An 11469-nucleotide genomic window follows, 5' to 3' on the forward strand; every position below is an offset into this window, starting at 1 on the left:
GGCGGGGAGTTCCGCCCGCTCCCGGCGTGTCGGACCACAGCTCGGAGTGCGGCTCGGATTACCGCTCGGGCTTCAGCGCCGCCCAGTTCACCGTGACTTCACCCTGCCGCCACCGCCGGACCCCGTCCGTCAGTGGCCAGTTGCCCGACAGTGCCCGTACCGCCGTGATCCACCGCTGCCGGGCCCCGAGTGAGGCGTACGGGGCCGCGGCGGCCCAGGCCCGGTCGAAGTCGCGCAGGAACGCGTGGACGGGCTCGCCCGGCACATTGCGGTGGATGAGCGCCTTGGGCAGCCGCTCCGCGAGGTCGGACGGCCGGTCCAGCGAACCGAGGCGCGTCGCGAACGTCACCGTGCGCGGGCCCTCCGGCCCGAGCGCCACCCACACGTGCCGGCGCCCGATCTCGTCGCAGGTGCCCTCCACCAGCAGCCCGCCCGGCGCGAGCCGCGCGCACAGCCGCTGCCACACCGCGGCGACCTCGTCCTCGTCGTACTGGCGCAGCACGTTCGCCGCCCGGATCAGCACGGGCCGCTCGGGCAGCGGGATCTCGAAGCCGCCGTGCCGGAAGGTGAGGCCCTCGCGCTCGTACGGCTTGGCCGCGGCGACCCGCTCCGGGGAGATCTCGATGCCGACCACCGAGGTGCGCGGCTCCGCGCCGCGCAGCCGCTCCAGCAGCTCGACGGCGGTCCAGGGCGCGGCGCCGTACCCCAGATCGACCGCGACGGGGGTCTCGGCGCGGCGCAGGGCGGGGCCGTGGGTGGCGGCGATCCAGCGGTCCATGCGGCGCAGCCGGTTCGGGTTGGTGGTCCCGCGGGTCGCGGTGCCGATGGGGCGCATGACACAGAGCGTAACGAGCGGCGCGGCGCGGAGGCCGTGCCGGTGCCGAGCGGAAGCGGAAGCGGAAGAAGCGCGGGAGCGGAAGCGGAGGGAACGAGGGGGCGGGAGCGGAGGGAACTTGGGAGTGGAAGCGGAAGGGGCGTGGGAGCGGATGTGGCAGCGGTGTGGGGGGTGGATGCGGCAGTGGCGTCGCGGCGACGCGCCGGGCACACTCTGTAATGATTTGGCAAAGCGGAAATGAAAGGGGAGGCCGCGCTGTTCCAGCCCATCGAAGGGACGGCGTGCCGGTGTCCCTGCGGTGCCATGCCTGAACGGGTGGCGCCGCGCCCGAACGAGTGGTGCCTTGGTTGAACGAGTCGGTTACCAGTGCCCTGAACGAGGAGGACCGGACGACGTGAGCCAGTACGTCTCCCGGCTCGGCAGCAGCCGTGTCGCACCGCGTCTCAGGTTCCCCGCCGGCCTCTCCGGCTCCTTCCCGGGCGCCCACCGCAAGCCCCGCCGGATCGCGATGCTCTCCGTGCACACCTCCCCGTTGCACCAGCCGGGTACGGGCGATGCCGGCGGCATGAACGTCTACATCGTGGAGCTGGCCGAGCGCCTCGCCGCGATCAACATCGAGGTCGAGATCTTCACCCGCTCCACCACCGGCGCGCTGCCGCCGGCGGTCGAGCTGTCGCCCGGTGTGCTGGTCCGCCATGTCGACGCCGGCCCGTACGAGGGGCTGGCCAAGGAGGAGCTGCCCGCCCAGCTCTGCGCCTTCACGCACGGCGTGATGCAGGCATGGGCCGGCCAGCGCCCCGGCTACTACGACCTGGTGCACTCCCACTACTGGCTCTCCGGCCATGTCGGCTGGCTCGCCGCCCAGCGCTGGGGTGTCCCGCTCGTCCACGCCATGCACACCATGGCGAAGGTCAAGAACGCCTCGCTCGCCGAGGGCGACACCCCCGAGCCCGCCGCCCGGGTCATCGGTGAGACCCAGATCGTCAGCGCGGCCGACCGGCTGATCGCGAACACCGCGGAGGAGGCGGACGAGCTCGTCCGCTTCTACGAGGCCGATCCGGGCGCCGTCGCCGTCGTGCACCCCGGCGTCAACCTGGACCGCTTCCGCCCGGCCGACGGGCGGGCCGCGGCACGGGCCCGGCTGGGGCTGCCGCAGGACGCCCTGGTCCCGCTCTTCGCGGGCCGCATCCAGCCGCTGAAGGCCCCGGACGTCCTGCTGCGCGCGATCGCCGTCCTGCTGGACCGCGACCCCTCGCTGCGCTCGCGCATCGTCGTGCCGGTCGTCGGCGGCCCCAGCGGCAGCGGTCTCGCCAAGCCGGAGGGGCTCCAGAAGCTCGCGGCCCGGCTCGGCATCGCCGACGTCGTACGGTTCCAGCCGCCGGTCGGGCAGGACCAGCTCGCCGACTGGTTCCGGGCCGCGTCCGTGCTGGTCATGCCCTCGTACAGTGAGTCCTTCGGTCTGGTCGCCATCGAGGCCCAGGCGGCCGGCACCCCGGTCGTCGCGGCGGCCGTGGGCGGGCTGCCGGTGGCGGTACGGGACGGGGTCAGCGGTTTCCTGATCCCCGGCCACGACCCGGCGGCGTACGCGGAGGCGCTGGCACGCTTCGTGGCGGCGCCCGAGCTGGTCGGCCGGATGGGCGGCGCGGCCGCCGAGCACGCCCAGCGCTTCGGCTGGGACACGGCGGCGGCGGCGACGGCGGACGTGTACACGGAGGCGATGCAGGACCACCGCCGACGGGTGCGCACGCGCCAGGCCTGAGGCGCGGGCCGGCCGGAGGCCGTGGCGGCACGGTCGAGCCGGCGGATGTGGTGTCGACCCCCGGGCGACGTACGCTCGGACCATGGCTGATGCACCCGAGGAAGCACCGAAGACCCAGGCCGAGCAGGCCGATCGGACGGCGGCGCGGGCCGAGCACGCGACACAGGCCGATCAGTCGACGCACGCGACACAGGCCGATCAGTCGACGCACGCGACACGAGCCGATCACGTGACGCACGCGGAGCGGGCCGATCAGGTGGCGCAGGTCATCGGGACGACGCTCGACGACGCCGGGCTCGACTGGGAGAGCCCCGCTCCGGGGAGTTACGTCGTCCAGCTGCCCGGCACCCGCAAGCTCTCCACCACCTGCTCGCTGCTCGTCGGCAAGCACTCGCTCTCCGTCAACGCCTTCGTCATCCGGCACCCCGACGAGAACGAGCCGGCGGTGCACCGCTGGCTGCTGGAGCGCAACCTCCGCCTGTTCGGCGTGAGTTACGCGGTCGACTCGCTCGGGGACGTCTACCTCGTCGGCAAACTGCCGCTGTCCGTGGTCACGCCCGAGGAGCTGGACCGGCTGCTGGGTGTGGTCCTGGAGGCCGCCGACGGCGCCTTCAACCCCCTCCTGGAGCTCGGGTTCGCGAGCGCGATCCGCAAGGAGTACGAGTGGCGGGTGTCGCGCGGCGAGTCCACCCGCAACCTGGACGCGTTCACACATCTGACTCAGCGCCCCACTGGCTGACACTCGCCGACTGAGCCCGGTCGCCTGCCGATTCCCCGGCGCACGACCCTATTTGCCCCGCGCACGACTCTTCCGCCACGACGGGGTGCCGTGGCATGCTCACCGCCGACGCGGACATGAACGTCGTTCACATCCCTGAAAGGCGGATCGGGCTCATGGCACCCATGGGGAACATCAGCAGGCGTGGACTGCTCGGCAGTGCGGTGGCCGTCGCGGCGGTGGCGGTCACCGGAGCGGCCGGCAGCGGGACGGCGTTCGCGGCGGCCGGAGACGGCACCGCGGCAGGCCGCGGCGCGGCAACGCGCGGCGCGGCCCCGGCCGGTGCGGGCGGCAGGGCGCAGACCTCCGCGCTCTGGCGGGAGTTCGCCTCGGCGCCCCTCACGCACCCGCAGATCCCGTTCGTCGGCCGGGCCGGATACCGGGCCGGCTCCGCCCTCCCCCGCCACCGCGCCGGCCACGGCCGCACCGTCCTGCACTACGGCGCCAAGCCCGACAACTCCGCCGACGCCGCCCCCGCGATCAACCGTGCCATCGCCGCTGCCGGAGAGCGCGGCGGTGGCACGGTGCTCATCCCGGCGGGCACGTACCGCATCGACGACATCATCCGCATCGGCCACAGCGACGTCGTCGTACGCGGCGCGGGCAGCGGCCGCACCAAGCTGTACGCGACCCGCAGCCTCACCGAACTGATCGGCGCCTACGGCAGCCGGTACGGCGGCGACAAGTCCAGCTGGTCCTGGGCCGGCGGCCTCATCTGGCTCTGCCCCGAAGCCCGTTGGACCTCACTCACCGACGCCATCAAGGCGAAGGACTGGCCCTTCGAGGGCTGGACCGGCAACAAGCGCGACGCGTGGCGCACCCTGACCACCGTCGCGCCCGCCCGCCTCGGCGACCGTACGATCACCGTCGACGACACCCGGAAGCTGAAGCGCGGCGCACTCGTCCTGCTCCGCCTCGCCGACGACTCCGCGCACACCCTGCTGGAGCACATGGCGGGCGGCGGCCCGGGCCCCGAGGCGTACTACTGGGACGACAAGACGAAGCTGACCTCGTACGTCCCCTACGAATGGCCCATCCGCATCACCGCCGTGCACGGCCGCAGGGTCACCCTGGAGCGCCCCCTCCCGCTCGACGTCCGCCCCGAGTGGGACCCCCGCCTGACCACCCTCGCCGCCCCGCTCACCGGCTCCGGCGTCGAGGGGCTCACGCTCGAAGCGGTCGAGACCCCGCAGTCGCAGCACCTGCTGGACAAGGGGTACAACGGCGTCGCGTTCCAGTGCGCGTACGACTGCTGGGCCGACGACATCACCGTCCGGCACGTCGACAACGGCTTCGGCCTGATCGGCGCCTCGGCCTGCACCCTGCGGCGCACGCGGGTCGCGGGACGGGGCTCGCACCACCCCTACTACTGCCGCGAGGGCAGCCACGACAACCTGATCGAGGACTTCACCATCGAGCAGCGCACGGTCCCCGCGCCCGCCGGGACCCAGCTGCACGGCATCAACGTCGAGGGCCTGTCCAGCTACAACGCCTGGTCGCGCGGGGTGATGGAGATGGGCACGTTCGACTCGCACCGGGGGATGCCGTTCGCCAACGTCCGCACCGACATCACCGTGAACAACAACGGCCGGCACGGCGGCGACGCGAGCGCCGGACCCCTGTTCGGCGCCCGCTTCACCCACTGGAACATCCGGGTGACCAACGGCCGGGCCGGCCTGATGCGCATCGACGGCCTCGCTCCCCACAGCGCGAGCGTCGGAATCAGCGAGGTGACGGAGTTCGACCAGATCGACGTCCCCGACTTCACGGGCGACCTGCACACCCGCCTGGAGGCGTACGGCACACCGGAGGCCGTCCGCCCGCAGAACCTGCACGACGCCCAACGGGCCCTGCTCGACTGACGAGGCGCCGCCCCCGGGCCGTCGGCGCCGCGCTCACCCCCGTGACCCAGGCGCCGACTCCACCTCACCGAGCGCCGCCTCGAGCCGGGGCGCCACCGCGTTCCACGTCCACTCCAGGTCGTCCCCGGACGTCTTGCGGGGCACCGTCTCCACCAGCATGATCAGGTAGAGGTACGAGCGGTAGAGCGCGAGCCGCAGCCGCAGGGAGTCGTCGAACGCCACGGGCCCGCCCGGCGCCGAACTCCCGTAACCGGCGAGGAAGTCCTTGTCCTCCTCGATGTCCCCGAAGAGGGCGAGCGATACGAAGTCGGCGGCCGGGTCGCCCCAGAACATCCGCTCCCCGTCGATGATCCCGCCGATCCGCCGCGACCCCGGCTCCCCGGCGACCAGGATGTTGCCCTGCCACAGGTCGAAGTGGACCAGGGCGGGGCGTGTGACGCCGTCCAGTACGTACGAGGCGGCGCCGAGCAGCGCACGGATGTCCTGGACGCCACGAGGCAGCCTCGCCGCATAGCTCAGCGCGTCGTCCAGCACGGCGTCGGTCATCGTGGTGAACGCGGCCCGCCAGGTGGGCGCCAACGGGGCGAGCGCCGCCGACGGGTAGCCGAATCCGCCGGGCGCCGCAACGGTGTGCAGCAGGCCGACGGCCCGGCCGAGCTCCCCGCGCAGCCGCTGCTCCTCGCCGTCGGCCATCGTGGGGCCGGCCTCGTGCCACGGCCGCCCGGGGCACGCCGTCATGACCACGTACGCGCCTGAGGGGGCGGCCGGGTCGAGCCCGCTGTGCACGACGCGGGGGACGGGGGCCTGGTCGGGGAGGGCGGCCGCCGCGCTGTAGAAGCCGACCTCGTTGACCAGCAGGTCGCGCTCGTAACCGAGGTGCGCACCGGCCTTCACGAGCGGTGGCGTCTTCACCACCCACGCGCGGCCGTCGGTGAGTTCGACCCGGGTGACGGCGTTGTACGTGCCACCGGTGAGCGGTTCGCACGAGGCGATCAGCTCCGGCGGCACACCTATGGAACCGAACACGGCGGACAGAACGGAATCGACCGGCATCTGCGGACCCCCTTCGGGCGGTCACCCCGGTGCGTGCGGTGGTGGCCGCCCGGGGAAGGCCCAGCTCAGAGCACGCTCGGAGTGATCACGACGTAGTCACGATCAGGGGCGATGCCCGGTCTGACCCGTTGCCAAACCACGTCGGGCTCATAGAGTTGGCGCACCCCCACGATCTCCCGGCCGCGCCGAGCCCGGCGACGGCTGCCTTCGTGCGGGCGGAACGACTTTGACACAGAAGGATGGGCCATGCGACCCACTGCCATACGCCGTACCGCCGTTGCCGCGACCGTGATGTCCCTGGCCCTGCTCACCGCGGCCTGCGGTTCGGACGCGACGGACAAGGACGGCGGCGACAAGGGCAAGGCGGCCGGCACCTCTTCGGCCAAGCCCGCCGCGAAGGTGCTGAGCGCCGCCGAGCTGGAGGACGTCGCGCTCGTCCAGGGCGAGGTCAAGGGCCACAAGGTCGCCAAGGCCGGTCCCCAGGACTCCGTCTCCGCCGATGACGTCACCGCGGACAAGGCCGCCTGCGACGTCTTCGGCGACGCGCTGATGGGGGCCGTGACCGGTTCCCCCGCCGCGTCCACCCAGCGCAAGGTGACCAGCGAGCCGAAGAAGGGCGTCGACGACAACAGCGCGGACGCCGACGAGGCGTTCGAGGCCGCCTTCGACATCACGACGACGCTCACCACGCTCTCCTCCTACGAGGGCAAGGGCGCCGAGGAGTCGGTGGCCGGCCTGCGGACGGCGGCGACCGGGTGCGCGTCCGGCTTCACGCTGACGGCGGCCGGTTCCAAGCAGAAGGTCGTCAAGATCACCGAGGAGAAGGTCAAGGGCGGCGAGGACGCCGCCGGCTGGACGGTGAACATCGAATCGGACGGCGACCGGACGACGATGAAGCTCGTGCAGGTCCGACAAGGCTCTACCGTCGCCTCGTTCACCGCCCTCAACCTGGCCGCGGCCGCGTCCGGCAAGGACTTCGAGCTGCCGACCGCCGTGATCGACGCACAGGCCGCCAAGCTGGCCTGACGCCGGATCAGGGCAGCGGGACGAGCCGCACCACGGTGACGGTCAGGACCGACCCGGAGACGTAATAGAGCACGATCGCCCCGGCGACGGTGGCCTCACGGCGATCGTGCTCCTCCTTGACGGCCGACGACCCGTGCCCGTACGGCTCGCGCGCCAGCGAACGCGCCATCTGTTGCCGGAAGATGTCGCCGTCCCGCATCTTGGCCAGGGTGTCATCGGCGGGTGGCGCATAGGAGATACGGAAGCTCAAGCGACGCTCCGCCTCTCGGCCTCGTCCCGCGCCAGCCGGTCCAGGATCCGCTCGGCCTCCGGATCGGGCACGGCCTCCAGCATCCAGTGCCGCATCACGGCCTGGATCTCATGCACCCCGGCCCCGTTGATGGCACCGTCGAACTCCTCGCGTCTCGCCTCGGGCAGGGCGGCGCGGATGGCCGGGATGCTGTTGGGCACCTCGACCTCGGCGCCGCCGACAAAGGTCTTCAGGGGCTCACCCATGGTTGCTCTCCCCGCTCTCCTTGCTCTCGTGCCACGTTAGTGGCTGCGCGCGGCGCGTGGTCTGCGGGACGGGCGGAATCTCGCGGGACTCGCGCGGCGAGCAGGGCGCGTGCGGCTCGAACGGCGCGCCTGGCTCAACGGGTTCGCCGGGTTCGCCGGGTTCGTGCGGTTCGCAGGGGCCGCAGGGTGAAGAGGTTGTCGGACGGATCCACGACAGCCAGGAAGCGTGCCCCGGCCTTGAATCGGGCGTCGTGGTCGCACCGGTACGTCGCCCCGAAGGACGGAACGTCCGCGCCACTGATCCGCAAGGTGAGCACCGCGACGTCCGGCGAGCCGTCCCCGGGGTCGGTCCGTTCCGCACCGACGACCTCCGCCACCGCGGGCCGTCCCGACTGCCGCAGCCGTGAGGTGTCCTGCCTGGTCCTGACGGCCTCGGCCCACACGAGGAGGCCTGTCAGCACCAGCAGCGGCGAGAAGAGCGACCAGGCCCAGTGGAGAGTGCCGAAGACGGACAGCGCCGGCAGGACCAGCGCGCCCACCCAGCTCGCCAGACCGCTTGCGCGACCCGTCAGTTGAGTGGCGAAGCCGCCGATACTCGCCTGCCGGGCTTCCCCCGCGTCTTCCGCGACTGTCATCCCGCGAGGGTATGCGCGCGGGCCAACCGGCGTTCCCCGCATGCGAAAAGCCCCCCACCACGCGGAGAAACCGCAAGGTGGGGGGCTGCTTCGGCGCCGCTTACTTCTTCTTGCCCTGGTTCTTGTCGGGGATCTTGGTGAGCTGGGTTTTCGCTGCTCAGGGGCGATGGGCTCGTACGCTTGGCCGTCGTCGTTGGTCGTCATTGGCCGCTGTTGAGCAACGTCGGACGGCCCAGAGACGGCCCAGCTTCGACCCGCTCGACCGACGGCCAGCACCTCCGACACGCCCCGTCTGAACCTCAGCCGCCGAAAGTCAGCCACGAGGGCGGGCGCGCCGACTGACTAGTACTCCAGTCGTAGATCGTGATCTTCATGTCTGAGTGGCTTGTCGCCGGTAGTGGCTGGCTTGGGATCGGGCCTGGTGGCGGCGTCGCCAGTCGGACCATCCAAGCCGGTGGGCGGCATCGTGGACGGGTCGGACAACGAGGTTGATGAACAGGCGCTGGATCTCGTTGCAGGTGAGCGGAATGAGGCCCCCGAGTGCGGGTCGGGTGTGCTCGTCTGCGCGTACGACGGCGAGGAAGGCGTGCGCAAGCATGGCGAGGGTGACCCAGCGGGACCAGGAGGCATAGCGGCGGACCTGGTGCTCGTCGAGTGCGGCCAGGCCCTTGCCCGACTGGAAGAACTCCTCCACCCTCCATCTTGATCCAGCGACTCTGACCAGCTCGGTCAGCGGCACGGGTGCGGGCGAGTAGCAGCGATAGTAGGCGAGTTCGCCGGTGCTGCGGTTACGGCGGATCAGCATTTGACGACTTCCGGGGCGGGGGTCGGCGAGGTCGATGACTGCCCAGTCGTAGAAGCGGTGGCCCTTGGCCCCGGCCCCTGCGGAGAGCTTCTGCCAGGCCCGCTTGGGCACCTTCTTGGCCAGGGTGTCCGCACGGAACTTCCCTGCACCGGTGGTGACTTCGTGCGAGCAGGCCACCGCGAGGACGTAGCCGGTGCCGCGTTCCTCCAGTGCGGTTCGCAGCTTGAGGTTTCCGCCGTAGACCTCGTCGCCGGCAACCCATGCGGCCTGGTGGCCGGCGTCCAGGAACCGGGCGACCATACGAGTGGCCAGTTCCGGCTTGGTGGCGATGGTGGTTTTCTCGGCAAGGCCCGCGGCGCGGCAGCGGTCGGGGTCTGAGGTCCAGGAGCGCGGCACGTAGAGTTCCCGGTCCACTGCGGCGTGGCCGCGCTGACCTGCGTAGACCAGGTAGACGGCGACTTGGGAGTTTTCGATCCGGCCGGCGGTGCCGGTGTACTGGCGCTGGACGCCGACTGTGTCCACGCCCTTCTTCACGTCGCCGGTCTCGTCGACGACCAGCACCGCTTGGTCGTCGTGCAGGTGCTCCACCGCGTAGCTGCACACGTCGTCGCGGACCTGATCGGCATCCCACTTGGCCCTGCCCAGCAGGTGCTGCATGCCGTCCGGGGTTGTGTCGCCGGCCCACTCGGCGATGGTCCAGCAGTTCTTGCGCGGCAGGTCGGACAGCAGTCCGAGCACCAGCTTCCTCATCCGGTGCCGGGGTTCGACCCGGGCGAACCGACCCGCGACCCGGCCCATGAGGTTGTCGAACGCCTCCTGCCAGCGGGCGAGGTTCCCGTTGGGCCGGGCGGTCACCAGTTGGACGCCAGAGGCAGGAGGTTCTTTCACAGGCCCAGCTGGTCGCGCATCGCGTCGGCATCGCGCAGGGCCCAGTGCTCGACGATTCGGCCGTTGCGGACGCGGACCATGTCCATGCTGAGGACCTCGTAGCGTCGGCCGGATTCCGTGCGGGTGCCCCGGCTGGTGTACCGGTTGACGGAGGTGTCGCCGGAGACGACGTTCTGCTCGATCGTCACCGAGACGTCGTGGAAGGCGCTGCCCGCACCCATCCGCTCCCACTTCTGTCGCCAGGCTCCGCGTCCCCGGTGATCGCCTTGGGTGCCTCCCCGGTGGTCCACGACCTCAGGGTCGATCAGTTCGAGGGCGTCCTCGAGCCGGCCTTCCAGGATCTGCGCGTAGCTCTCGACGATGCGCCGGTGGATCTCTCCCGGTCCTGGGTGCCCGGTGTCTTCTGCCCCCTGCGGCATGCGGCATCTCCTCTGGTGGGGATCATGAGGCAGCAAATGGGGAGCTCCCCGGTTGCTGTGTTCAGCTACCGTAACCGGGGAAGTCCCCGATTAACAAGGAGGGCCATGCCATCGCAGAGCTCCGGACCCGCGCCGCGTTCGGAACCCAAGCGTCGTCTTCGCGCGGACGCTCAGCGCAACTACGAGCTGCTCGTGGCCGCGGCCAGGGACGTCTTCCATGACCACGGCGTCGACGCCCCGCTTGACGACATCGCCCGCCGGGCCGGTGTCGGCAACGCCACGATGTATCGGCACTTCCCGACGCGTCGCGAACTGATCATCGCCGTCTACTCCGAGGAAGTGGCCGAGCTCTGCGCTCAGAGCCAGTCCCTACTGGCCGAGGATCCTCCCGGCGACGCCCTCTTCGACTGGCTTCAGGATTTCATCGCCCACGTGGCAGCCAAGCGGGAACTGGCGCTGTCGATCACTGATGACCGCACCGGTCATCGATCTGCGCTGTTCGACCGCTGGCACCACTCGATGCACACAGCCGCGTCCGCACTGCTGACCCGGGCGCAAAGCGCCGGTACCGTCCGTGCCGACCTCAACGCATCGGAACTACTCGCCCTGGCCAACGGGATCGCCCTGACCACCACCGACGCCACTCAAGCAGAGCGACTCGTCGTTCTGGTCAGACAGGGCACGGACACTGCCTCGACACCGGACGACAGCATCCGTTGAAGGCGGCAAGCGCCAGCTTCCGCTGCGTACTCGAAACACACGCTCCGGGCCGCCCCTGCGAGCCACTCAGGCATGAAGATCACGATCTACGACTGGAGTACTAACGTCGCGCTTTCGTGAAGCGGGCTGTCCGACGGGTGGTCAGGTAAGCGAAAAGTGCCTCTGACCAGCAAGAATGAGGATTGTCGAGGTCC

The 11469-nt window shown here is 71.1% G+C and carries 12 protein-coding genes; 5 read left to right on the plus strand and 7 right to left on the minus strand.

The window, feature by feature from the left end; translation table 11 throughout:
- Positions 1–58: 58 nt before the first annotated feature.
- Positions 59–835, minus strand: coding sequence for a class I SAM-dependent methyltransferase (locus ACGFU6_RS31360; protein WP_393615852.1), 777 nt, complete (start codon positions 833–835; stop codon positions 59–61).
- 394 nt (positions 836–1229) lie between these two features.
- Between ACGFU6_RS31360 and mshA the strand changes: the two genes are divergently transcribed.
- From mshA to ACGFU6_RS31375, 3 genes are all read left to right on the plus strand, one after another.
- A complete protein-coding gene (gene mshA / locus ACGFU6_RS31365; protein ID WP_393615854.1) occupies positions 1230–2594 on the plus strand; it encodes a D-inositol-3-phosphate glycosyltransferase in 1365 nt (454 codons plus the stop codon).
- Between the two features lie 229 nt (positions 2595–2823).
- Positions 2824–3333, plus strand: coding sequence for a YbjN domain-containing protein (locus ACGFU6_RS31370; RefSeq protein ID WP_393615872.1), 510 nt, complete (start codon positions 2824–2826; stop codon positions 3331–3333).
- A gap of 95 nt (positions 3334–3428) precedes the next feature.
- Complete coding sequence (locus ACGFU6_RS31375; protein ID WP_393615856.1) at positions 3429–5234, plus strand: glycosyl hydrolase family 28-related protein; 1806 nt, start codon at positions 3429–3431, stop codon at positions 5232–5234.
- Positions 5235–5267: 33 nt separating this feature from the next.
- Here the strand turns inward: ACGFU6_RS31375 and ACGFU6_RS31380 are convergent, their stop codons facing one another.
- Positions 5268–6287, minus strand: coding sequence for a phosphotransferase family protein (locus ACGFU6_RS31380; RefSeq protein ID WP_393615857.1), 1020 nt, complete (start codon positions 6285–6287; stop codon positions 5268–5270).
- A gap of 246 nt (positions 6288–6533) precedes the next feature.
- Here ACGFU6_RS31380 and ACGFU6_RS31385 point away from each other — a divergent pair, with 246 nt between their 5' ends.
- Entirely contained in the window at positions 6534–7313 is a 780-nt protein-coding gene (locus tag ACGFU6_RS31385) for a hypothetical protein (protein ID WP_393615858.1), read from the plus strand.
- A gap of 7 nt (positions 7314–7320) precedes the next feature.
- Here the strand turns inward: ACGFU6_RS31385 and ACGFU6_RS31390 are convergent, their stop codons facing one another.
- The 5 genes from ACGFU6_RS31390 to ACGFU6_RS31410 all read right to left on the minus strand — a co-directional run bounded on the left by ACGFU6_RS31390 (position 7321) and on the right by ACGFU6_RS31410 (position 10555).
- A complete protein-coding gene (locus ACGFU6_RS31390) occupies positions 7321–7563 on the minus strand; it encodes a hypothetical protein (RefSeq protein ID WP_393615859.1) in 243 nt (80 codons plus the stop codon).
- A complete protein-coding gene (locus ACGFU6_RS31395; RefSeq protein ID WP_393615860.1) occupies positions 7560–7808 on the minus strand; it encodes a hypothetical protein in 249 nt (82 codons plus the stop codon). The genes ACGFU6_RS31390 and ACGFU6_RS31395 overlap by 4 nt, the downstream gene beginning before the upstream one ends.
- 134 nt (positions 7809–7942) lie before the next feature.
- Entirely contained in the window at positions 7943–8443 is a 501-nt protein-coding gene (locus tag ACGFU6_RS31400) for a hypothetical protein (protein ID WP_393615861.1), read from the minus strand.
- 370 nt (positions 8444–8813) lie between these two features.
- Positions 8814–10046, minus strand: a complete 1233-nt coding sequence (locus ACGFU6_RS31405; RefSeq protein WP_393615873.1) for an IS701 family transposase — start codon at positions 10044–10046, stop codon at positions 8814–8816.
- A gap of 86 nt (positions 10047–10132) precedes the next feature.
- Complete coding sequence (locus ACGFU6_RS31410; RefSeq protein ID WP_393615862.1) at positions 10133–10555, minus strand: ester cyclase; 423 nt, start codon at positions 10553–10555, stop codon at positions 10133–10135.
- Positions 10556–10660: 105 nt separating this feature from the next.
- Between ACGFU6_RS31410 and ACGFU6_RS31415 the strand changes: the two genes are divergently transcribed.
- Positions 10661–11275, plus strand: a complete 615-nt coding sequence (locus tag ACGFU6_RS31415) for a TetR/AcrR family transcriptional regulator (RefSeq protein WP_393615864.1) — start codon at positions 10661–10663, stop codon at positions 11273–11275.
- Positions 11276–11469 lie beyond the last annotated feature (194 nt).

The sequence above is a fragment of the Streptomyces sp. NPDC048462 genome (assembly GCF_043200175.1).
In the GTDB taxonomy this organism is placed as follows: Bacteria; Actinomycetota; Actinomycetes; order Streptomycetales; family Streptomycetaceae; genus Streptomyces.